The organism is Vibrio sp. 779(2023) (genome assembly GCF_033344285.1).
GTDB lineage: Bacteria > Pseudomonadota > Gammaproteobacteria > Enterobacterales > Vibrionaceae > Vibrio > Vibrio alginolyticus.
Genome location: NZ_JAWPOM010000011.1, coordinates 1 through 23,604 on the forward strand (window position 1 = coordinate 1; position 23,604 = coordinate 23,604).

16 protein-coding genes are annotated in these 23,604 nt (G+C 43.6%); 15 read left to right on the top strand and 1 reads right to left on the bottom strand.

Annotation, left to right across the window (positions count from 1 at the left end):
* The 10 genes from R8O70_RS14670 to R8O70_RS14715 all read left to right on the top strand — a co-directional run.
* Positions 1-7,647: Ig-like domain-containing protein (locus R8O70_RS14670; RefSeq protein ID WP_412034572.1), on the top strand; the 7,647-nt coding region annotated here is incomplete at its 5' end.
* The gene (locus R8O70_RS14675; protein WP_258624270.1) at positions 7,644-9,815 is read left to right on the top strand and encodes a type I secretion system permease/ATPase; all 2,172 of its coding nucleotides are present in this window, start codon (positions 7,644-7,646) and stop codon (positions 9,813-9,815) included. The genes R8O70_RS14670 and R8O70_RS14675, both read left to right, overlap by 4 nt.
* Positions 9,812-11,125: an HlyD family type I secretion periplasmic adaptor subunit gene (locus R8O70_RS14680; RefSeq protein ID WP_318184229.1), complete on the top strand. Its 1,314-nt coding sequence runs from the start codon at positions 9,812-9,814 to the stop codon at positions 11,123-11,125. The genes R8O70_RS14675 and R8O70_RS14680 overlap by 4 nt, the downstream gene beginning before the upstream one ends.
* A gap of 15 nt (positions 11,126-11,140) precedes the next feature.
* On the top strand, positions 11,141-12,454 hold the full coding sequence (locus tag R8O70_RS14685) for a TolC family outer membrane protein (protein ID WP_258624271.1): 1,314 nt from the start codon (positions 11,141-11,143) through the stop codon (positions 12,452-12,454).
* Positions 12,447-13,067, top strand: coding sequence for an OmpA family protein (locus R8O70_RS14690; protein ID WP_053303115.1), 621 nt, complete (start codon positions 12,447-12,449; stop codon positions 13,065-13,067). The genes R8O70_RS14685 and R8O70_RS14690 overlap by 8 nt, the downstream gene beginning before the upstream one ends.
* Positions 13,057-13,899, top strand: coding sequence for a phosphate ABC transporter substrate-binding protein (locus R8O70_RS14695; RefSeq protein WP_258624272.1), 843 nt, complete (start codon positions 13,057-13,059; stop codon positions 13,897-13,899). Before R8O70_RS14690 ends, R8O70_RS14695 begins: the two co-directional genes overlap by 11 nt.
* Before the next feature lie 177 nt (positions 13,900-14,076).
* Positions 14,077-14,850, top strand: a complete 774-nt coding sequence (locus R8O70_RS14700) for a DeoR/GlpR family DNA-binding transcription regulator (RefSeq protein WP_213962578.1) — start codon at positions 14,077-14,079, stop codon at positions 14,848-14,850.
* Positions 14,851-14,861: 11 nt separating this feature from the next.
* Positions 14,862-15,902 carry an oxidoreductase gene (locus R8O70_RS14705; protein ID WP_258624274.1) on the top strand — a complete coding sequence of 347 codons (1,041 nt, stop codon included), beginning with the start codon at positions 14,862-14,864 and terminating at the stop codon, positions 15,900-15,902.
* On the top strand, positions 15,899-16,369 hold the full coding sequence (locus R8O70_RS14710; protein ID WP_005389124.1) for a heme-degrading domain-containing protein: 471 nt from the start codon (positions 15,899-15,901) through the stop codon (positions 16,367-16,369). The genes R8O70_RS14705 and R8O70_RS14710 overlap by 4 nt, the downstream gene beginning before the upstream one ends.
* A 185-nt stretch (positions 16,370-16,554) precedes the next feature.
* Positions 16,555-18,132, top strand: coding sequence for a sensor domain-containing diguanylate cyclase (locus tag R8O70_RS14715; RefSeq protein WP_005389121.1), 1,578 nt, complete (start codon positions 16,555-16,557; stop codon positions 18,130-18,132).
* A 51-nt stretch (positions 18,133-18,183) separates the two neighbouring features.
* Here the strand turns inward: R8O70_RS14715 and R8O70_RS14720 are convergent, their stop codons facing one another.
* Positions 18,184-18,741 (bottom strand): DUF3750 domain-containing protein, encoded by a 558-nt coding sequence (locus R8O70_RS14720; RefSeq protein ID WP_258624276.1) that lies wholly within the window; start codon positions 18,739-18,741, stop codon positions 18,184-18,186.
* Positions 18,742-19,221: 480 nt separating this feature from the next.
* Between R8O70_RS14720 and R8O70_RS14725 the strand changes: the two genes are divergently transcribed.
* The 5 genes from R8O70_RS14725 to R8O70_RS14745 all read left to right on the top strand — a co-directional run bounded on the left by R8O70_RS14725 (position 19,222) and on the right by R8O70_RS14745 (position 23,552).
* Complete coding sequence (locus R8O70_RS14725; RefSeq protein ID WP_054730822.1) at positions 19,222-19,584, top strand: hypothetical protein; 363 nt, start codon at positions 19,222-19,224, stop codon at positions 19,582-19,584.
* A 35-nt stretch (positions 19,585-19,619) separates the two neighbouring features.
* Positions 19,620-20,084, top strand: a complete 465-nt coding sequence (locus R8O70_RS14730; protein WP_017820619.1) for a GNAT family N-acetyltransferase — start codon at positions 19,620-19,622, stop codon at positions 20,082-20,084.
* 248 nt (positions 20,085-20,332) lie between these two features.
* On the top strand, positions 20,333-21,751 hold the full coding sequence (locus R8O70_RS14735) for an SLC13 family permease (RefSeq protein ID WP_017634015.1): 1,419 nt from the start codon (positions 20,333-20,335) through the stop codon (positions 21,749-21,751).
* A gap of 3 nt (positions 21,752-21,754) precedes the next feature.
* Positions 21,755-23,092, top strand: a complete 1,338-nt coding sequence (locus tag R8O70_RS14740) for an ATP-binding protein (protein WP_005389108.1) — start codon at positions 21,755-21,757, stop codon at positions 23,090-23,092.
* Complete coding sequence (locus R8O70_RS14745) at positions 23,079-23,552, top strand: response regulator (protein ID WP_005377744.1); 474 nt, start codon at positions 23,079-23,081, stop codon at positions 23,550-23,552. The genes R8O70_RS14740 and R8O70_RS14745 overlap by 14 nt, the downstream gene beginning before the upstream one ends.
* Positions 23,553-23,604: the final 52 nt, after the last annotated feature.

Consider the following 23,604-nt stretch of genomic DNA (forward strand, 5'->3'; position numbering starts at 1 on the left):
GTTGGATTTTTTGGTGAGCAAAGCAGCTCGGCAGCCATCAACATAGAAAATGGTGTGCCAGCACTGCATGCAGAGCAGCCAAGTTTGAGCGCGCTTACATCGGTCGGTCAATCTATTAATGTTGTTGTTGCAGAAGATGGGTTGAGCTTACAAGGAACATCGACCGACGACCGATTAGTTTTCTCAGCAGAAGTCAATGATGATGGTACGGTTCAAATTACTTTTTATGAAGCGATTGATCATGATGTAGGTCAAGATGAGCTGGTGACTAACGTATTGGTTGAAAGCACTCAAAGTGATGCTGACGGCACACAAGAGACGGTTGTGGCACCGTTAACGATTACTATTTATGACTCTGATCCGGTGATTAGAGATGACACATACTCAGTCGTAGAAGATCAAACAATTACGGGCAATCTACTTGAAAATGATATTGATCTTGATGGAACACTTTATGTGAAATTTGTAGAGGCTGGCGGGGAGCAGAAGTCAATTCTAGAGGGGGGATCCGTAAGTTTTAGTTTAGAAAAAGGCGAATTAACCGTATTTTCTGATGGCTCTTGGCAGTTTGATGCAGGTCGAAACCTAGATCATTCGGTCGAGCAAAGTGTTTCTTTCAGCTATTTAGCTGCAGATGACTCCCAAGACTATGGCTTGGCTAACGCAACCATTGAGATTACTGATGGACAAGCAGGTTACGTAGGCAATGCGACTATAGACGTAACAGAAGTCCCTTTGGATGGCCCGATATTGAACTTTGAAGGAACTGTCAATATTGTCGCGGGATCTGACAACCCTGATCCGAGTAGTTTGTATTTCGGTGGGTCATCTATTACTAAGTTAGAAGCATTAGGGCTTACAAGCTCAGTCTCTGATAATGAGCTTAGCTACACGTTAAGTTCCAGTGGAAAGCAAATTACAGCATTTGCGAATGGTGTCACTGTATTTACGTTAACGTTGAGTAGCGTTGAGTCGGGTAACGATGTATTAGCTTCAATTTCGCTTACTCTTGAGCACCCTATCGATCAATTCAATAGCAGTGATACGGTCACTTTCCCGTTGACCATTGGTGGCGTAGATTTAGATGCCACACCGCTTGTAGAGAATGAAATTGACTATGTTCTAAAGGATGGCGCAGACCCAACTTTAAATAATTTGAATGGGGTAGAAGTAAAAGAATCTGATCTCGCAAATGGAAGTGTGTTGAGCTCAGGGAATTTTCAAGTTGAGGTTGGCAGTGATTACCTCGAATCTTTGTCGTTCATCGTCTCTGAACAACCCTTGTTGACGAGTGGTGAACAAGTTGTGCTTTATCAAGTCTCTGCGGATGGCAAAACACTTGATGGTTATATTCTTGACGAAGATGGGCAAACTCAGATTCCCATCTTTCAAGCTACCCTCAGTGCTTCATTACCTATTGATGCAAATAGCGACATTACCTACTCCTTTGAGCTTTTTCAGGCTCTCGACCAACAAGAAAATACTGATCCAAACGTACCTCTCGTTGTTACTGCAATGGACTCAGACCAAGATAACACGTCGGTCGTTTTAGACATTAATGTGATAGATAACGACAATGGACAAGCGCTAATCAATAGTGGCAATGTCGAGTTGACCGAAACACCTGTCGATACAAACATTGCTCCTGATGGGGTTTCAGCCATAGCGAATACGGATGTGATAGTTACGTCATCATTCGATCCGATTGTGTATCTGGGTGTTGACATAAATGATGGAGATACTGTCAAAACTACGCTTGGTGATGCTGTTACTTATAACGGAGAGGCTGTCACTTGGTACGATAACAATGATGGAAGCTTTGACGCAATTTCAGACACTGGAGACGTTGTATTTAGGGTCACGTTACCTAGTGACTTCTCTTTGCCATCAAATGATACGTCTACCGTTAATGTAACTGTAGAGCTTTATCACTCGCTTGACCATGTTTTAGGTGATGGGACGCAATTGTCGATCTCTATGCCCATCGTGGCGAGAGATTCTGATGGAAGCGAGATCTCTACGGAGTCCAACATACTGGTCTATGATGGCTTGTTTCCGGAACTAGTAATTACAGAGGGAATCACAGTCAATGAAAGCGGGTTGAATGATGATTCGCTTGATTCTGGCATCGAGGGCTCGTCACCATCCATTACGCTATTACAAGGTTCAGACTCTATCGCCAGTGTGAGCGTGAATATCGATATGTTCAATGTGCTCGGCTATAAAACAAGTAGTGGTAGCCTGGTTTCGCTTGATTCACCGGACTCGAATGGTTGGTTATATGCAAGAGATGAAAGCGAGCAAGACGTCTTTAGAATTAGATTTAATACCGATGGGACTGTCGAGTTTGATCTATACCGTGCACTTGAACACGATGAACCTGACGGTGTTCCAGCGGACGAGAACACATTAGAACTCAGTTTTTCAATTTATGCCGTTGATAAGGATGGCGACCAGTCTGAAGCTGAGACATATACCGTTAGTGTAGTAGATGATATCCCTGAAGACACAAGCTCACCAATAGAAATTGAACTTACCGAGGGGGATGAGTTTTCGGGAAACTGGTTTAGCAATAATGCCGACTTAATCAGTTCAGATGGCACGTTGATATCAAGTTTGACCTATGCAGGTGAAACATACGATACGGCGAGTTCGGTATTTAGCAATGATGCTTGGACCATCGATTTAATCAATAGTAGTGATGGTAACTTAAAATATGGAACGCTGACTATTGCTCAAGATGGGACATTTACGCTAACTACCGAGCTTATTGTTAATACGCCTGTAGGTGGTTTGCTTGATGATCTAACGATAACTGTGACGGATGCAGACGGTGACCAAGCAAGCAGTGAAGCTCAATTAATTCTTGATGATGCTAGGGGCTTTATTCGAACCGTTAATGTAGATACGTTAGAAGATAATGGCGCGAATAATAGTGGAGACCCCACGCCAGTCGCGTTACCGATTAGAGTTTCTCCTGGGGATACGGAGAATAATGAGCGTGTTGAAGCGATAAGGATCTCTGTTGAATCTCTACAAGGAGGGGCTCTGTTTTTAGACGGAGTGCGCCTTGAAGATGATGATAATGACGGATTTATTAGTCTTTCTGGTACAGAGCTAATGGGGGTGGGTATATTCACCGTTCCAAATGGTGATCTCATTTATCAACCAGCACTAAACCTGTCGGGCAACACTATCAAAGTTTCGTTAGCAGTGTCTGCATTAATCGTATCTGATGTCGAACCGGATGGTTTTGTATTACAAGGCAATAATACGTTAAATGTTAACGTTTTACCGGTTGCAGATTTGCCAGAGTGGTCTAATGATTCGGACTTTTCTTATCAAAGTGTTGAAGATTCCGCTGAATCACTTTCACTCAATATTGTCGCTGAAAAGTTTGACCAAGACGGTTCTGAAACGCTCCACTACCAAATTTCGAATATTCCAGATGGACTTATATTAACACTTAACGGAAGTGCTATTGAGGAAGGGAAAGCGTATAGCCAATCCGAGTTAGATCAAATTGAAATCACATCTAACGAAAACTTAGCCGGAAGATTTACTTTTGATGTAACGGCAGTAACGACTGAGTCGGGTAGTGTGTTTGCCGATGAGCAAGATAAAACAGCGGAGATTACTGAGCAAGTTGTTATCGATATATCTCCAGATGCCGATGTGCCTACGCTGACCGTTAAAAACATTCAGGGGCTTGAAGACCAAGCGATTGACTTAAAAGAGTACATCTTAGGGCGGCTCACTGACACAGATGGCTCGGAGTCTCTGTCTTATCGCATAGAAGTTCAAGATGGTTGGACATTGCCTGTCGGAGCTGGGATTACGCTTATCGGTATTAATACCTACCTAGTGACCTCCAATGCTCTAGCCAATTCGGAGGCGTTACTTCAACCAAAATCGGATATCAGCTCATTTACTGAATCTCTATCCCTTCAAGTAACCGCCATTTCAACAGAGTCGACTATTGATGGCTTAGCACCTCTTAATGAAACCGCCGAGAGCCAATCTGCAACCATTGACATTAAGCTAAAAGGCGTGGTCGATGAACCAATTGTCCTAGATGGTGGACAGGGGAATTGGCAATATGATCAAGCGACTAAAGTAATTAGTAATCTCTCTACGTTAGACGAAGATAACCTGATACAACTGGATTTTATCATCCAGACATCAGACGACGATCTATCAGAAGAAATTAATATCTTGCTTCAGAACATCCCTTTGGGAACACAACTGACAGATGTAAATGGTGACCCTATTGTTCTTCCAGTTGCTTACGTGGACCCAATAACGGGGCCAGTTTATCAGGTCTCAAACGCTGTTCTTGAAAACACTTACCTCAAAACAGAGCAAGATTTTAGTGGAACACTGAGCATGGATGTTATCGTCGTTTCAACAGAGCCGGATGGTGATTCTGCTGAAACCCCTCTTAAAGTGGAAATGGAAATCTCACCTATTGTTGATCAAACTGACGGTCAAGAATTACAAAGCAATGGTATTGAGGACAATTTCATCACACTAAATCTTGAGCCTGTCGTTAATCAAGATATAGATTCTAGTGAGTCCTTGACAGGATACACCATTGTATCCATTCCAGATGGCTTAACGCTTTACTTTGATGGTAATGCAGTAGAGGAAAGTAACTTACCGTTAGAACTCAATGAACTACTTGATGGTAGCTCGGCAACATTATCTGAGTTGTTAAACAGTGGACGAATCACTGTAAAAGCTAATGAAGACCTAAGTGGGACATTTAGCCTGGAAGTTCAGTACGAAGTGACAGACACGTCTCCGACGATGGAGACTGATGTAAAGGCAATCAATGGTTCTTTGAGCGTCGTGGTTTCTGGCAAAGTGGATATTGGTAATGAAGATATTGACAAAACACGTTTAGAAGGCGCGACTGAAGTATTCACAAGTACGGATGGGTCTGCTGTCGACGTGAGTGGAGGCATTACATTTACAGAAGCGGATATTGATGGTTCAGAGTATCTCGATTACATCGTTTTACAGATACCGCAGGGTCAAGAGCTCATTGTTACTCATCCGAATGGTGCTTCTCAAGATGCCGATGGGAACTGGCTGATTCCAATGGAAGGAATCACAAGTGATATCGTGTTGGAAACCGCTCAAGATTTGCTTGCTAGCGCATCGATTTATAGCCCATCTAACACAGAGATACTTGATGTGAATGTGTTAGCGTATGTTCGAGATGGAACGGATGCTCAATACATCACAGGTCAGTTCCAAATTCAAATTACTGGCCATGAAGGAGATGGAGACCAGTGTGCTGATCCTGGTGAACCAGGAAGCGTTCAAAGTGGGGATATTGTAGGTAAAGAAGGTGAAGATGTCTCAATTGGGGCGTTTTTAAACCCTGATGTGGCGAGTAGTGATGATAACTTAGTTTCCTTCTTTGTCGCCGCAGATTCTTTACCTGAAGGAGTCGAGCTTACTGGCGAAGGGGTGATACCTGCTTATGATAATGCGGGCAATCTGTTGGGTTATTCAATTTCTAGCGCTGGATTGTCTTCCTTGACGCTTACTGGCGTGGATGAGGACTTTGCTGGATGCATTACTTTCAATTTAGAAGTGACAGAAACGGCCCCATGCGATGGTGACTCGAAAACAACCTCTCAGACCATTACGGTACAAATCTCTCCTGCTGTCGATGATATCGCGATAGCACCAAGCCAAGTTACGGTTCAAGAAGATACTATAACCAACCTGAATCTTGCTCTTGTATTGGGCGATAGTGAAGGGCCAATGCAGTCCATTACTGGAGAAGGTGACGCAGCGACTGGTCTTGAAAGTGTCAATTGGGTTTCTTTATCGGTGTCTGACGAGAATGCGCGGTTTACTGCCGTGGACCCGAGCCTACTCATTGACAACGGTGATGGAACATGGGTAGTGACAGATGTTACGCGTCTAAACGAAATTCAGCTAATCCCACCTGAAAACTACAGTGGAGAGCTTGTTATTTCCGTTGACGCAAACATTACTGATGAAGTCACGGGAAGTTGTTTAAGTACTGACAGTGCGAAAGATACTCAAACTAAATCAACAGAAGTTACCGTTACCGTTGCCCCAGTGGTTGATAAAGCGGTTCTGGAAACAGAAGACGTAGTTGGTGATGAAGATAATTATATTTATTTAGGAAACTTATCTGCATCATTAATCGATCAAGATGGTTCTGAGTCGATGTCTTTGGTCATGACAGGAGTGCCAGACGGAGCCGTGTTGGTTTGGGACAATAATGGGACGTTCGAATTACTCCCTGATAACGGTTCAACGGATGGTGAGAGCAAGGAGTGGCAGCTAACTCAAGCACAACTTGATAAGGTTTACTTTCTACCGCCACTAGATTTTAGTGGGGATATTTCACTAACACTGCAAGCTATTACCCAAGAGTCTGGATCAAACGACTATAACTATACCACTTCTCAGTTCAACGTCGGCGTAAAACCGATTGGCGATGATGTATCGTTGAATACAACCTCTAACACGTTCACTGGAGATGAAGGTGATTCCATTTCGATTGACTTTTTAGCGAGCGGTTTTGAAACAAATAGCAACGAATATATAGAAGTGTCGATGTTGATCAAAGCAAGCTCTGAACCCTCTGCATTGGAAGGCTTAGGTAGGATTCGTATTGGAACTCAATTCTCATCCTTTACCTTCGATGACGCGGGCAATGCCGTGGCGACGGTATTAGTGCGAGCAAATGAAGTGTCAGGTTTGGAGTTCGTTCCGAAGGATGCATTTGGAACGATGGGTGTTGCTCTCAATGTTAGAACGTTTGATCAAGCGATAGTGTCAGGGACACTCGAAACCGATTTTGGAGATGTGCAAACCACCGATCTAACCATTGTTGTTACCCCTGAAGCTGATGAGCCAACACTAACGGCCGATTATCAGTCTATTGTGTCTGAAGCGTCTGGGAGTATTCCTTTAGGGTTGAGCATGAATTTAGTCAACCCTGCACCCGAAGAGTTTGGAAGTGTGGAGATTCGCGGATTACCAACAGATCTAGAGTTGAGTCATGGTGAAAGATTGAACGGCATTTATGCTGTTGATCAAGAGGATGTCGCTGATCTTTCCATCGTTGGCGGGTTTAGCGGTGCAAGTGATTTTACGTTGTCGATAAAACCGATTGCAACACTGGGCGCCACTGTCGCAGAAGGTTCTGCTCAGGTAGTCAATGTTGCCTTAGTGGAAGAGGGGGGCCAAACATTACTTGCGACAGATGCTAATGATTTGCTTATTGGAGGAAGTGGCAGCGATGTATTCCAGTTTGACAGTTCAGGGCTCGGTAACGAGTTAAAGCCCTCGTACGATGTGATCAACGATTTCCAAATATCCGTTATTGGTGATGATAATGACACAATTGACATCGCCTCGATAATCACCGCTACCTCGATAACAGAAGTCGATAATAAGCTCGATTTAACAGAGAATGATGATGGCGTAACGCTTCACATAAAACCAGAAGAGACGGGGACAAAACAACAGATTCTTATGCAGGGCGTCACTCTCGATCAGCTTTACAAAGGTGACTCGACTGGCGTAGCCGAAGAAAATGTCTTACAGAAGATGATTGATGACAACAACTTGCTAGTAGGTGGTATGTCATGAAGCATAACTCATCCTCATCAAGTGAGCTAACTAACGATCCTTGGGGGCAATCGTTAACTTGGTTGATGCGTTATTTTGAGGTTAGACACCATACAAAAAAGGTGCTTTCTGGATTACCTCTTGTTGAGGGTAGATTGGATAGTGACTTATTCATCAGAGCCGCTGAGCGAGCCGATCTTGAACTCACATTAATCGATTTAAAATCCACCGCAATGTTGAGCTTTCCATTGGTGGTAATCAATAGGAAGACGTTACAACCCGCTATTATATCTGAGCGACATAACAGCGATTATCAAGTCACGTTATTTAGTGAAGATCAAGGTGAAACGCAATACGTCACGAGCGAGGAACTGCATAATCAATTCCAGCCTCAAGCATGGCAAGTTTCTATGCGTCCAGAGCTGGACAAACGGATAAGTTCTATTCAAGCGGATTATAATGAACATTGGCTTTTCGCCGTAGTGAAAGAAATGTCTCCGTGGTATCGAGATCTTTTGATTGCCTCTTTCCTTATCAATACGCTAGCGCTAGTTATTCCGCTTTTCACTATGAACGTTTACGATCGTGTAGTGCCTAATCAAGCTTTCAGTACATTATGGGTTTTGGTCGCTGGTGTCTCCGTCATCATTATTTTTGATTGGCTATTGCGTAAAGCAAGGGGAGTTGTCACTGATACCGCGGGTAAGTACATCGATAACAAGCTTTCTTCGATACTTTTTTCTAAAGTTATGGGGATGAAACTTGAACACCGTCCTGCATCAGTCGGTGCATTCGCTCGACAACTACAAGATTTTGATAGTGTTCGCGATTTTTTTACTTCTGCATCTCTTGTGACCTTAGTTGATCTCCCATTTACGTTGTTATTTTTAGTCTTAATAGGTTGGCTAGGTGGGGCAATGATGTTCATACCTATTGCCGTCATGTTTACCCTGCTGAACCTTGGCTTTGCGGTAAAAGCAAAAATAGAACAATCACATACGGAAAGTGCTGCACTATCCATGAAGCGACAAGCTCACTTGTTTGATTCATTGTCCTCTTTAAAAGAGATTAAGCAAAATAACGCTACGGGAGAAGCACAAAAGCGTTGGGAGCAAACGGTATCCATGCTTTCTGATTGGCAAAATCAATCGCGAAACTATTCGAATATCGTTGCTTACTCCATTCAATCTAGCCAGCAGATAATTACCGTAATGTTACTTGTAACAGGCGTGTACAGAATTTCTGAGGGATTGCTCAGCATGGGGGGGCTCATTGCTATTGTCATGCTTAGCGGTCGTGCTGCAGGGGCGATTAACCAGTTAGCTATGCTGTTACTTCGCTATCAACAGACAAAAACAGCGGTTGAAGGCTTAAATTCTATCATGTCTTTACCTCAGGAGGCGCAACGCAGTCAGGTCATTACGTCTGCCGAATTTACAGGGAATATACGTTTAGAAAACGTGAGCTTCCAATACCCAGATGTTGATATGCCATGTTTGAGAGATATTAATCTTACTATCAAGCAAGGCGAACGCGTTGGCGTTATTGGTAGTGCAGGAGCAGGAAAGTCTACACTCCTTTCCATTATGACCAATCAACTCAGTGCCTTACAGGGTAGCGTTTATTTTGATGACATTGACAGTCAGCTTTGGCCCGCCGAATTGATAAGAGAGAAAACGGGTTGGGTTGGCCAAGATTCGCATCTTATATACGGCAGCATTATGGAAAACATAGTATTAGGACATCATGTTATTGATCAAGAACGTTTACGCCGTGCGATAGAATTATCGGGTTTGAACCAGTACATGAGTCGCCTTCCTCAAGGTCTAGAAACGCAAGTCGGAGAAGGAGGGCGTTATTTGTCGGGGGGGCAAAGGCAAGCTGTAGCGATTTCAAGAGCTTTTTATCGAAACCCAGCAGCATTAATTTTAGACGAGCCAACCAGTTCCTTAGACCAGCCTGCTGAGAATGCATTGTTTAATGCTCTCAAATCGTTGCCGCACTCGACGACGATGATTATTAGCTCTCATAAACATTCCTTATTATCGCTTTGTGATCGAATTGTTGTGCTTGATAAAGGCACAATTTTGAGGGAAGGAGCGCCCCAAGAAATTTTTGCTAAACAACAGTCTAACGCGAAGACGAACAGAGTACGCGCAGTATCAATTGTACGCGAAGGAGGTCAATGATGAGCACAGTTCGTTGGAGTAATGCTCATTTAGCAAACCGTTCGAGAACGTTGATTTGGTTGTCTGCCTCGTTAGTGCTGAGTGTGATTATTTGGGCCTCGTGGGCGAGGTTAGACGAAGTGGTTGTCGGCGAAGGAAAAGTTGTTCCTACTTTGTCTGTTCAGACGATTCAGAGCTTAGAGGGAGGCATTCTAAAGGAGTTACTTGTCATGCCTGGTGAAAGCGTCACTAAGGGGCAAACCATCGCCATTCTGGATGATACAAGGTTTAAGTCGACCTATTCGGAGACCTCTGAACAAGTTGAATCTTTGCTCGCCAGAAAGCAGAGGCTTCAAATTGAATTAGAAACGGTAAAAGTGAATAGCCTCCAACTGGATTGGAAACAACAAGTGAGTATCGAGCCTCAGCCATTTGATATTTCGATGACCGGCCACTCTGCCTATCTGAATGCCAAAGCAAACTATCTTGAGCGGTTGAGCCAACTGGAGTCTGAGCTGGAGGAGGCTAAATTGCGAATTGAGCAACAATCGCAAGCTTATCTAGATACCTTGAATACCATTCAAACACTAAAAAGCAGTCTGGTTATTGTCTCGAAAGAGCGAGATATGTTGAGAGAGGTGGTTTCTAGTGGCGCGGTGGCTGAAGTGGAATTATTAAAACTGAATAGAGACGTTATAAAGCTCAAAGGAGACATCGCGAGTTCACAAGCTGCTGCCCAAAAGCAAAGGGCTGTGTATTCTGAATCCATCGCAGATTATCGTGGTACTGCGCTTGCTTTTAGGGCAGAGGCACAAGGGCAGCTCAATGAAGTTGTGACGCAACTAGCGCAGCTCAATGAAAGTCGTCAGGCGATTGCGGATCAGTTGAATCGAACGCAGTTACTTTCTCCGGTCGATGGAACCATCAAAGATGTTTTTGTCAGAACCATCGGAGGTGTGGTTAAGCCGGGTGAGCCTATTTTAGAAATAGTCCCTCGTAATAGCACGTTAATCGTTGAAGCGAGAATTTCTCCTCAGAATATCGCCTTCATAAGGCCTGGCCTGCCGGCAACGGTAAAGTTGTCGGCCTATGACTTTGTCATTTACGGAGGCCTAGAAGGAGAAGTGACCTACGTAAGCGCCGATGCACTTCAAAATGAAGAGGGCAATGCCTACTACCGTGCCAACGTTACTTTCAAGGTTGATGATAAGTTTACGATCATCCCGGGAATGCAGGTTGTGGTAGACATTCTTACAGGAGAAAAAACAGTACTGAATTATTGGTTAAAACCTATATTACGTGCGAAAGAGAATTCGCTCAGAGAAAGATAGACATAAGGATATAAGATGCGGCTTAAATCAACGTTATTGGTCTTGCTTGCAGTATCATCGTCGCCAAACGCTTTGACTTTAGAAGAGTCAGTTACGTTATCTCTCGATAGCTCCCCCAGTTTGCTTGCTCGCTATTCTCGCTATGAGTCGATGGTACGAGACCGAAATGCCATAAATGGTTCATTTCTTCCTCAGGTTAATTTGTATGCAGCAGCAGGGTACGAAGGTACTCGATATAACAACGGAAACTACATCGACAGTGAAGATAGAACATTAGAAAGAACGGAGATGGGCGTAAGAATCTCCCAACTGTTATTTGATGGATTTAAAACAAGTGCTGATGTTGATCGCCTATCTTACGAGGCTGAAGCTGAACGCTTGGACTTATTGGCATCTGCGGAAAATGTTGCATTAGATACTGTCAGAGCGTATGTGGATGTTTTACATGCCCGAGAGTTGATGAAACTGACAGAAAGAAACCTAAATGAACACCAAGAGATCTACCGTTTCATTCTAGATAAAAAAGAAAAAGGTTTAACCAGCAACTCCGACTTAGCGCAGGTTTCTTCGCGTGTCGCGACAACACAGTCCTCATTGATTGCCGCCCAAAACAATCTTTCCGATGCTAGAACAAGATTTGTACGTTTGGTTGGTCGAGCGCCGCAAAACTTAGTTGAGCCTGTTTACCCGCAGGAATTGCTTCCGAATAAGCTTGACGAAGCACTCAAACAAGCGGTTAGGTTGCACCCATCCATACAGTCGGCGATGAAAGATTTAGAGGCGGCTCGACATGAAGTAAAAAGAGAAAAGGGGGATTACTACCCAGAGCTCAAGCTTGAGCTGTCAGCCAACAAAACAGACAACGTGGATAATATTGAAGGCATTAACGAAGATGCAAAGGTTATGCTGACGGTCAACTACGATCTTTTTAACGGCTTTTCTACAGACTCCCGAGTGGAGTCATCTGCCTGGCGAGTAGAGGAGGCGAGGGCTATTCGAGCAAATGCAGAACTAGATGCGAATGAAGGTGTAAGGCTGGCATGGGACGCACATACATTGCTTCAACAGCAAATGGAGTTTTTAAAAGTCAACGTTGATGCGGCGAAAGTAACTGAATTAGGGTACATCCAGCAGTTCAATGTAGGGCGACGCAGTTTGTTAGATGTATTAGATGCCAAAGTTGAAACGTTTGTTGCGAGACGGAACTACACCCGAACAAAGTACGATCATTTGGTTGCCACTTACCGTTTATTCAACTCGATGGGGATTCTGACTTATGCGTTGCGAGTTGAGTATCCAGAGAACTGGAAGGAGAACAATAATGGATAAATTCGCAGTGACGAGTCTTCTAGTTTTCATGTTAGCAGGCTGTGCTGAATCACCGAATACGACGTTGACCACTTACCAGTACAACGACCTTAAAGACAATGATAGTGATGGCGTGATAAACCAACGAGATAACTGCGCAGATACGCCAAAAGGTGTGGTTGTTGACAGTGAAGGCTGTGCGAATTGGGTCAACGACTCGCAGACACACCTGATCAGCTTTTTCTTTGCGATGGATGAGCATCAGGTAACGCCATCTCATGATATGCCGCTAAGCGAGTTGAAAGCACTGCTTCAGAGTAACCCAAATGCGCAAGTCATACTGATAGGAGACACAAGCCCTGAAGCGTCACTCGAATACAACAAAGCGTTGGCAAAGAAAAGGACGGCAGCTATACGAGAATTGCTAGTGAGAAACGGCATTCAAGATAATCGAATTGAAGAGCAAGAGTTTTATCAGAATACGGCATTGACGGTACAACTAAAAAAACGGGAAAGGCGCACAATTGCTGTTGTAAACACGAAAGCTGAAAGTACTGAACAAGCGTGGACTATATTTAGTTCGGACAGCGAGTTGACACCTAATTCGAAGTTGGAGCTGAATTATGAAAATTAAAGTCTTGCCTTTCCTTGCTCTAACTTCATGTTTGATTTCACCGCTGGCATTTTCTGACTCTGAGGCTCGAACATCGATTTTTGTCGAGCCAGAGATACTAGAAACGATAGAAACATTGATAGATGAGCCAAGTGTAAATGTAGCGCTTGCATCTCAGTCTGGTGGTTTTAACGACATGCTAAATGACGGAACCTCTATTGCGATCACATCTAAGAAATGGTCAGATGAAAACATCTCCCGATTTCAACGAGAAAGAGGCCACAGGCCTACACGTTTGTTTTTAATGGCAAACACTATTGTCGTAATCAATAGTCAAAAGAGTACGGTAGATAGTTTTTCCGTTAGTGAATTGAAACGCTGTGATGCAAATACGTATGCTTTCGGGGAGATGCGTTTAAGTAACCCAGATGTGAGCTCTAATGGTTGTCAATCATCGATTCAAATGCTTGATGAAGACCGATTGAAACGGGCTTTAAGCGACGACTTGTCAGCCAAAGCTTATATGCGATACTCCGATTTTAAATACTCAGAACAGTGGTCGAGCTACAAGGCTCTCTCTGTTCATCATAACGATGACTCATGCTCTTTGAGCACAGATTGCATCTATTCTCTTCGCTATCCATTTTCCGTGGTCTATTACGTTTATATAAATAAACAATTCGACACTAATCAGAAGATCAAAAAATCAAAGCTATTTGAACTCCTTACAACCGACAACAATACACCACAGGTACGAAATGCTGGGTTTATTCCACTACCAAAAGCGCTTATTAAAATAAATAGGGTGAAGTTAGGGCTAGATGAGCCAGTTGTTTTAAACGGGTATAAATAAACTTCATACGCCTAACTATGTGGGCTTGAGTGAACGTACCGCTCTAGGAAGTTTGCCTTGCTGCTCATTTATCTTTGGTTAACCTTTGGTCAATTGAGTTGGTTGTAAGTGGTTTTGTTGGTAATTTTTCTATCATTGTGGCAAGTTTACTTAAAACCACTTAAGTGAATTTAAGTTATGACACAAGAAGAAAGACTCGTAGCGCTCAGAGCGAAGCTGGAGCAGCAAAACAAAGTAACGTTGTCTGAAGTTTGTGAGTACTTTGGTATCTCGCGAGATTCAGCTCGCCGAGACTTAGTTAAGTTGAGTCAGCAACCTGGGTTACAAAGAATACGAGGTGGTGTCATGCTTGCGCCGATCTCTTCCCATACCGAGGCATACGCGAGTCGACCCGTGAGTGACGTTAAACATCGACTGGCTCAATCTGCCGCAGCGTTGTTGGATGAGCGCGACCATCTTGTTATTGATACCAGCACCATTTTGTCTCTGCTCCCACTCTATGCAGGAAAAGCGCGTTGTGGAGAAAACAAGCTCAACGTCGTTACTAACAGCATTGATGTGCTGACCGCTGCTGAGACAAACGACACAATGGACGTTCATTTCTTAGGCGGACACTTTGACCCTTATGCCAGAGCAGTTTTAGGGGCGCAAGCAGAGCAGCAAATGCAGCATTATCACGTGAACAAAGCGTTCATTGGCGTATGTGCATTGTCATCCCGAGGGCTGACAACAAATAGTTTGTTAGAAGCAACAATGAAACAAGCGATGATTGCTCAAGCTCAGCAGGTCATCGTCGTTTGTGAATCCCGAAAAATTGGTAGCGACAATTTCCACCACGTATGTGATTTGTCAAAGATCGACATCATTATTACCGATCATCCTCCTCAATCAGATTTTCAACAACTCCTCGATCACAATGATATTGAATGTATTGTTGTGTCACCGAAATAAGGAATCTTAGAATGGCTTACGATCCCGTAAAAACCGCTGTGATTGGTTACGGATATTCAGCAAAAACGTTTCATTTACCCTTCATTAGAGCGCTACCAAATTTAACGCTGAGCGCGATAAGCTCTCGTCAACAGGAGGCGGTTCAAAATGATTGGCCAGATGCTAAGTGGTTTTCTGATGCGAATACTTTACTCGATGATAGTGATGCAGAGCTTGTAATCATTACTGCGCCAAATGACGTACATTACGAACTTGCAAAGCGTGCGTTGAACAATGGGAAACACGTCATCGTCGAGAAACCGTTTGTTACTCGTATAGAAGACGGTAATGAACTTATCGCCTTGGCGGAAGAGAAAGGTCTAGTGCTGAGCGTTTTTCACAATAGACGTTGGGATGGAGATTTTCTCACGGTTAAATCTCTTATCGAACAAGGTAAGTTAGGTGATATAAAGCTGTTTGAGTCACACTTTGACCGTTACCGCCCTGAAGTTCGTCAACGATGGCGAGAGCTAGCTCAAGATGGTGGTGGTATTCTATTCGACCTTGCTCCTCATCTTCTCGATCAAGCATTGGTGTTGTTTGGCTTGCCAGATGCGATAGACGCACAATGTCGAATGATGCGTCCGGGCGCGACGACGATTGATTACTACAACTTGGTGCTTCATTACCCAGACCATATTGTGCATTTACATTCAAACTTGTATAGCCCAGAGCCGAACCTCCGTTACAAAGTATTGGGTACGGAAGCTAAATATGAAAAGTTCGGATTAGATCCTCAAGAGGGCTACTTAAAAGAAGGCCGTTTGCCGGAAAACGATGCTTGGTCGGAAGAAGATGAGGCGTTATACGGCGTCCGTTACGACGAAGACGGTGCGCAAACTATCAAAACGGAGAGAGGCGCGTACCAAGCTTACTTTGTTGGTGTGGCAGACGCCATTCGCTTGGGCACTGATAACCCGGTCCCTGCCGCTCAAGCAGTACAGAATATCGCTCTGATTGAGATGGCATTGGAAAGCAGTAAAACGGGTAAAACGATTCAGGTGAAACCATGAGTTTGACGCTTGAACTCGTGGCCCGGCAAGAGCATGAACTTCAGTTGGCGGAATTTAATCACCATATTGCGTGGTCTATCGGCCTCGCTCTAAAAGAAGAGGCTGAAGCTCGCGGCGCGGCTGTTGCTATTGAGGTTTACGGCTTTGGACAAACGCTATTTCAATACGCGATGGCAGGAACCTGTGCTGATCATTTAGATTGGGTCCGTAGGAAGCGAAACTCAGTATTAAGGTATGGCCACAGCTCTTACTATCTTTCTCTGTACAACAAGCAAAAGCAACGTGATTTCGAAAATCAGCCTCATCTCGATGCTCGTGAGTACTGCGCTCATGGTGGCGCGTTCCCAATTCGGCTTTCTGGGTCTGGTTTGGTTGGGGTTGTGACGGTATCGGGTTTACCGCAGTTAGATGATCATCAGCTAGTTGTGGATATATTAAAAACGATGACAGAGACCAAACCCTCTTAAACGCCAAATATGAAAGTAGCACGGTTTCTTTATCGTGCTACTGAATTCTCTTTTTAGCTCATAAAGTGTTTTTTAATGTGAGCAAATATTAACATTGATCCCAACTTACTACCTGAAAATCAAATCAATTTCATATAACCTATACGCTCATTCATATAGAAAGCCTTCAAAGTTGGCCATTGGCAATGTCTTTTAGAAGAAAAGAAAAACTCAATCTTAGAAATCTTATTGTCACCCTATGTGTGTTCAGTGTGCTTGTCACTTTGATCAACGCATTCTACTCGATTTATCGTGTTCAAAGGGATCTCATCATCAATAACACGTTAGAATCAAACCGTGTTTACGCCCAAAAAATGTCTGAAATGACAGACTCTTTCATAGAAAGCTCAATGTCGCAGCTAAAATACAGTGCGAACGTGCTAAAAGACAAGATGCATGACGCTCAGCTTCTTGATAAAGAGGCTGAGAGATTAAGAACGCAAACCAAATCATTTAACTCTGTGGTTGTCGTTAATGCAAAAGGGGTTATTATTTCTGTATCCCCTGAAACACTTCAGGTGAAAGGTGTAAGGTTAGTGGGTGAAAGAAAACGCCAATCTTTAAACGCTCAAGCACCGGTTGTTACTGAACCATTTATATCGCCCGCTGGAAATTACTTGTTAACCATCTCATACCCTATATTTTCTCAATCTAATGAATATTTAGGTTATATCGGCGGCACTATTTATCTAGAAAAAGAAAATATTCTCGCAGAGTTACTCAGCCAGCACGCATACAAAGATGGTTCTTTCCTTTACGTTGTCGATGAGAGTAACACTCTGATTTATCACCCAGATCAATCGAGAGTTGGTGAAGTAATCGACGATAATGAGGCAATCAAAGCGGTGACGATGGGGCAGAGCGGTAACAAAGAAATTGTTAACTCTCGCGGCGTCGAAATGCTTGCTGGTTATGCACCAGTAAAGTCATCAGGATGGGGAATTGTTGCTCAGCGCCCGAAATCGATGACGTTATCTGTGCTAGATGAACAGATGTGGAATGTTTTCCTTAAGTCGATTCCAATTGGTTTATTAACTTTGCTGCTAATTTGGTTCTTGTCCCTTCTTATTTCTAGACCACTTTGGCAGTTAGCTGGTGCTGTGCGAGGTGTCGAAGAACATTCATCATCTATCGATGATCTCAAACTGGTTAAGTCTTGGTATTTTGAGGTCTCACATTTGAAGCTTAGCTTTCTTAAAGCATTTGGTATCGTGTCAAAAACCATTGATAAGCTGCAACTGGATACATTAACAGATTCGATGACTGGATTATTGAATCGACGTGGATTAGATAAAGTTCTTGGTTTGTTTAAGCAGGAAAATACCGCGTTCTCTGTTTTGGCGCTAGATATTGACCACTTTAAGAGCGTAAACGATAACTATGGCCATGACGTGGGTGACAATTTACTTAGAGAGTTTGCGCAGTTAATGAAAGACCAAGCTCGCTCTAATGATCACCTGTGTCGTTCTGGCGGTGAAGAATTTATGATGTTTTTGGAAAAAACAGACGTAAACCACGCTATGGATGTTGCAGAGCGTATTAGACACAACGTGGAACAACATGACTTCCAGGTGGTTGGTAAAGTCACGGTTTCGTTGGGCGTTTCTCACTGGAAAGGCAATGACACACCAATTGAAGCGGTAATGAAAGACGCCGATAATGCACTTTATAAAGCGAAACATAATGGAAGAAATAGAACGGAGTTGGGTGACGACGCACAATAGATATTGCGCTTTATGCTGAACATAAAACGAGCCAGTGACTAACCTTTGCTGTTAATTGCTGGCGTAACCGCTACCAATTGCGCGAAACGGCAAGTTCAGCTCTAATTCTGGAATTTGTTTACCCACCCAAGCCGGAAATGTATTGCTATTTGGCCCTGGAAACAGAGTATATTCTTCAGCCCAAGGGTATTGGTTAATCACACTTTGTATTTTAGGGATAAGTTGGCGGGCCTTTTCACCTTGTATGGAGAGGATCTTTTCTGGTTTTGCACCATACCAATATCGATCTGGCGTCCCAGTTTGGTACTGATATAGAGCGGGTTGTCCGCGATTCACTCTCCAGCCGACTACTTCATACACTGTATATTCGTTCGCATTTTCAGGCTTTATTGCAAACCATGTATGAACAGCAAACCAGCCTCGCCAACCAAACGCGTCTGCGGCGTAAAACTCAATCACAGCATGCTTGACATTGGAAGGATCGGGTGCGATACCCGCAGGTTCTCTGCTTGCGGTACGCCAATCTCCTTGAGTGCATCCACCCAGCATAACCGCGATTGACATGAGCCAAATTTTTACAAGGTGAGTAAAGTTGAGAGGGTCTTTCATTTATTGCTCCTAGACCAACCGATGCTGTTAACGCTCTATTGATTTTAGCTATAAAAACGTGGCAAGTCTGATTGTTGAAATCCTCTCCTTATTAAAAGAGAGAGGGAAGGTTAGTGCCATAACCCCAGTTCATACGTAATAATAAGGTAAGCCGATTTGTAACATGTGGCATAGACGATGCCGTATTTCTCGAACGATTCGTCTAGTTGCGTATGAAAAAGTAAGAGGTTGTATGTATTCCTTACACGGTTACATGAATTAAAAGCATTACAAAACAGACATTTACAGTGACCCATTGCTGGTTGGGTGAGTTTGGGACCCTCACTTTGTCTCACGTTTGCTTGTTTTGGGCGGAATTTTCATCGTTCATCTTTTTGCGCATTTAGAGTCAGCGTTCAGCTATGGCACAATAGGCGCTCACAGAACAAGTGCTGTTTGGTCATGCAAATAGCAGAAAAATAACTAGAAATAGAATAATTAATGTTTAAATCAAAAAGTATACTCGCATTAAGCGTGTTCGCATTTGGCTGTTTTGCCAATCAAGATAGCGAACCAACATCCGTTGTGCTGGACTACGGTGACTCTTCCATCAGTACTGATATTCAAGCCAATCGAAAATTTCATGTTGTCCGAGACAATGAAAGTGAGCACGTAGAATTTTCCGGCGGAATCATAAAGGAGTATTCCGATTATATTGTGAATGTTCATATCATAAGAAAAAGCAAAATACGCAGATCAAGCCGAGAACTGAATACAACCGTATTGATGAACAGTGATCAGATTGGGAAGCCTTTAGTGATTGGCATTGAAAATGATGAGTTCACTAGTATCACTTTGCGTTAATACTTAGTATTTATTGAATAGGAATGAGGAAATTGATGCTCTCAATACGCTGCTATCGCACCGAGGATGCCCCAACACTGTGGGCACTCTTTTACCATACTGTGCGAATCATTAATCGTCGTGATTATACGGAATCACAAGTTTCCGCTTGGGCACCATCAGATTTTGACCTCGATGTGTGGCAACGAAAAATGGACGATATTCAACCCTACGTCGCGGAGATAGAAGGGCAGGTCGTTGGCTATTGTGATTTGCAAGGTGACGGCTTGATTGATCATTTCTTTTGCCATCATGAATACCAAGGACAAGGTGTTGGTCGTGATTTGATGTCTTTTCTTTTTTCACAGGCGAAAGTACAGGGGATAAAGCGACTGTATTCTGAAGTGAGTATTACCGCCCGACCTTTTTACGAGAAAATGGGTTTCACAGTTAAGTCTCGACAACGTGTTGAGGTTAGGGGAGAAACCTTAACTAACTTTATGATGGAAAAGTATATTTAACTTAAATAGTGAGCATTTAGTGAGCTTGAACACAGATATAAAATGTTTTCCAATGTGAAAACGAGTTCATTGATCTCGCACCAACGTTTTGTTTGAAAACAGTGTACATAATCTTCTCTGGAACGCCATTACCGCATTTCGTCTCTGAAGGCTTAAAAACAGTCTGAAAGTTTTGGTTTTGCGGCGGGTAATAGCGTTCCAAACGCCAAATGTGTCTGGCTAACCATCTCAGGAAGAGAAGTAGTACTATGCGCCCTTATCTCAAATACGTTGTTCCAACATTGATACCATTGCTTGTTTGGTTGATGCCTCTCTCTGCGTTCCCATTTGATGGCATTACTATCGTCCAGCAAAGAGTGATTGCAATCTTCTTGCTTGCCGCACTTTGCTGGGTATTCGAGCCAATTCCAATCTACGCCACTTCGGTTGTGATCATTGTCCTAGAGCTATTGCTTGTATCAAATAAAGGTATTGTGCTCTTTCGTTTGCAAGAAGGGCAGCCACATTTTGGTGAGCTATTACAATACAACGAGATAATGGCGACCTTCGCTAGTCCGATTATCATGCTCTTCCTCGGCGGTTTCTTTTTGGCTATGGCGGCGACAAAGTACAGGTTAGATGTCAACTTAGCCCGAGTGTTACTCAAACCATTTGGACAAAAACCAAAGTTCGTTATGCTGGGGTTGATGCTGATCACCGCTGTTTTTTCCATGTTTATGTCAAACACCGCAACAACAGCGATGATGTTGTCCATTTTAACCCCTGTGATAGCGGTTTTCGGGCCTAAAGACCCAGGTCGAATTGCATTCGCCTTGTGTATTCCTGTTGCAGCCAACATTGGTGGCATTGGTACTCCAATCGGCACGCCACCGAATGCCATCGCCCTAAAATATTTGGTTGGTGACAACTTAATTACGTTTGGTGAATGGATGGTATTTGGTGTGCCATTCGTTATTGTGATGATGGCGTTAGCCTGGTTTCTGATTGGCTTTTTATATAAAGCCGAACAAACCACCATCGATCTGAACATTAAAAGCAAGTTTTTGAAAACACCCAAAGCAATAATGGTTTACGTCACCTTTGCCGGCACGATTATTCTTTGGTTGATGGGGTCTGCACATGGAATGAATTCTTACACAGTAGCATTAATTCCGGTCGCAGTGTTCTCATTGACGGGCATCATCAACAAAGAAGACTTGAAGAAAATCTCTTGGGATGTGCTTTGGTTGGTGTCAGGCGGTATTGCTCTGGGCCTTGCTCTAGATAAAACCGGGCTTGCGAAGCTGGTGGTACACAGCATTCCGTTTGATCAGTTCTCGCCATATGTTGTCTTGTTTGGTGCGGCTTTCTTGTGCTTGTTAATGGCAAACTTTATGTCGCATACAGCCACCGCAAACTTGCTGATGCCGATTATGGCTGCGCTGGGTACTTCTATGGCTTCGCTAACGCCTCTCGGCGGTGAAGTTACTCTGATCTTGGTCGTGACATTTGCTGCTTCACTCGGTATGTCGTTACCAATCAGTACGCCACCAAACGCGTTAGCTCATGCAACAGGGCATGTCGAGAGCGGCCAAATGGCTCGTATCGGTGCCGTGCTAGGCGTGATTGGCGTATTACTCAGCTTTGTGATGGTGTGGATTTTACATACTGTTGGGCATATTGGATAACCCATGTACGAAACGAAGTTAGACGCGTTAGTACAACGCTACTTTAATCACCTTGAACGCCGATTAACGGTTTTATCCGGGTCGGTGCTTATTGAGCAAGCTGGCTACAACGATCGCTTGTACTATGTGCTGTCGGGAGAACTGGCGGGCTATTACGCGGAAGATGACAAGAAACCGATTCAGGTATTTTCTGCGTCTCAAGGTGCGTTTATTGGCGTACATAGTTTCTTTTCTGGTACGTGGACTGCCTCTTCGACAGTGATTGCTCAAACCGATGTTGAATTGGCTTGGATACAGCGTGATACGCCTGCCGTGGAAGAGGCGACATACGGACCATTGACGACACAATTTATGCCTGTGATGGTTAACGAATTATCTCGTCGTCAACGGCGCGCAATGCAAGAGGCATTGGCTAAAGAAAAAGCACTACAAAAGCTTCATACCGCAGAGCAAATGACAACGTTGGGGCAGCTTGCAGCGGGTATTGCTCATGAGTTGAACAATGCGATAGGCGTTGTAAGCAGTAAATCAGAACGGCTAGAGACAGTTATCATGGAACTGCTTGAAGAAGTTCATCCGGAAGCGAGTCAATTTTTTGATTTTGGTTTAATGCAAGGGCAGAAAGTCTCTTCTAGCGAAGCGAGAAAGCGGGGGCGTCACTTCGAAAAATACTACGGTTTAACCAAGGAGGTTGCTCGTGATCTTGCACGTGCCGTTCCAAATAACTTCCTTTCAGAACATTGGCTAAAAAGACCAGAAGAAGCGATACGTTTCTGGCAAATGGGGCGAGATCTCCATGACTTACGCATCGCTTCTAAACATACCGTTGGCATTGTGCGATCCGTAAAACAATTGGGGCGCACGGATATCGACTTGGATGAAGCGATTAACATCAATGATTCAATCAATCGCGCCTTGGCTCTATTGCAAAGTGACTTAAGACGAGTGAGTGTTCGTTTTAGCCCTGCGGATTTACCTGCTTTTATTGGTTCTCAAACCGAACTCGTCCAAGTTTGGGTAAATATCTTAAAGAATGCGTGCGATGCACTTGGTGAAACGGAGAAACCCGGTATCGAAATACATACTCGGGAGAGTAAGGGTAAAATTTTGGTCACGATTGCTAACAACGGACCAGAAATTGATGAAGCGACACGTAGAAAAATTTTCCGGCCAAACTTCACCACTAAAAAGGGGGGCTTGTCGTTTGGTTTAGGGTTAGGTCTGTCGATTGTAAAGCGCATTATCGCCGGATATAACGGCTCTATTGTGGTAAAGAGCGACAGTGAAAAAACGATTTTTAGAATCAAGTTACCAGTAGAGGGTGAACATGGAGAAGCTTAATGTAATTTGCGTTGATGACCAACGAGAGGTACTAAGCGCGGTTCTACAAGATTTAGAGCCGTTAAATCAATGGTTGAATGTCGAAGACTGCGAATCAGCAGGTGAGGCTCTAGAACTGATGGATGAATTTGATGCAGAAGGCGAGATGATCGCATTGATTATTTCCGATCATGTGATGCCAGGTAAAACGGGAGTAGAACTGCTGACCGATGTATCAAAAGACGGTCGTTTTGGCTTTACGAGGAAAGTGCTTCTTACCGGGCAAGCGACGCACACCGATACGATTAATGCGATCAACTCCGCAGGCATTGACCGCTACTTTGAAAAACCATGGCAAGCAAGCCAATTAATAGAGTGTGTTAGAAACTTGGTGACCCAATATATCTTTGATGTGGGCTTAGATTACACTCAGTATCACGAGCATTTAGATCAGAGTGTGGTGTTTGAACGTCTACGTTAATCGGGGGACATTAAGCTTGTTTTCGTCACGGCCAGTTAGTGTCTGAAATCTA

Excerpts from the sequence above, each read along its gene's own strand:
- R8O70_RS14675 (WP_258624270.1), top strand. The coding sequence starts at position 7,644 with ATGAAGCATAACTCATCCTCATCAAGTGAGCTAACTAACGATCCTTGG.
- R8O70_RS14680 (WP_318184229.1), top strand. The coding sequence starts at position 9,812 with ATGATGAGCACAGTTCGTTGGAGTAATGCTCATTTAGCAAACCGTTCG.
- R8O70_RS14685 (WP_258624271.1), top strand. The coding sequence starts at position 11,141 with ATGCGGCTTAAATCAACGTTATTGGTCTTGCTTGCAGTATCATCGTCG.
- R8O70_RS14690 (WP_053303115.1), top strand. The coding sequence starts at position 12,447 with ATGGATAAATTCGCAGTGACGAGTCTTCTAGTTTTCATGTTAGCAGGC.
- R8O70_RS14695 (WP_258624272.1), top strand. The coding sequence starts at position 13,057 with ATGAAAATTAAAGTCTTGCCTTTCCTTGCTCTAACTTCATGTTTGATT.
- R8O70_RS14700 (WP_213962578.1), top strand. The coding sequence starts at position 14,077 with ATGACACAAGAAGAAAGACTCGTAGCGCTCAGAGCGAAGCTGGAGCAG.
- R8O70_RS14705 (WP_258624274.1), top strand. The coding sequence starts at position 14,862 with ATGGCTTACGATCCCGTAAAAACCGCTGTGATTGGTTACGGATATTCA.
- R8O70_RS14710 (WP_005389124.1), top strand. The coding sequence starts at position 15,899 with ATGAGTTTGACGCTTGAACTCGTGGCCCGGCAAGAGCATGAACTTCAG.
- R8O70_RS14715 (WP_005389121.1), top strand. The coding sequence starts at position 16,555 with ATGTCTTTTAGAAGAAAAGAAAAACTCAATCTTAGAAATCTTATTGTC.
- R8O70_RS14720 (WP_258624276.1), bottom strand. The coding sequence starts at position 18,741 with ATGAAAGACCCTCTCAACTTTACTCACCTTGTAAAAATTTGGCTCATG.
- R8O70_RS14725 (WP_054730822.1), top strand. The coding sequence starts at position 19,222 with ATGTTTAAATCAAAAAGTATACTCGCATTAAGCGTGTTCGCATTTGGC.
- R8O70_RS14730 (WP_017820619.1), top strand. The coding sequence starts at position 19,620 with ATGCTCTCAATACGCTGCTATCGCACCGAGGATGCCCCAACACTGTGG.
- R8O70_RS14735 (WP_017634015.1), top strand. The coding sequence starts at position 20,333 with ATGCGCCCTTATCTCAAATACGTTGTTCCAACATTGATACCATTGCTT.
- R8O70_RS14740 (WP_005389108.1), top strand. The coding sequence starts at position 21,755 with ATGTACGAAACGAAGTTAGACGCGTTAGTACAACGCTACTTTAATCAC.
- R8O70_RS14745 (WP_005377744.1), top strand. The coding sequence starts at position 23,079 with ATGGAGAAGCTTAATGTAATTTGCGTTGATGACCAACGAGAGGTACTA.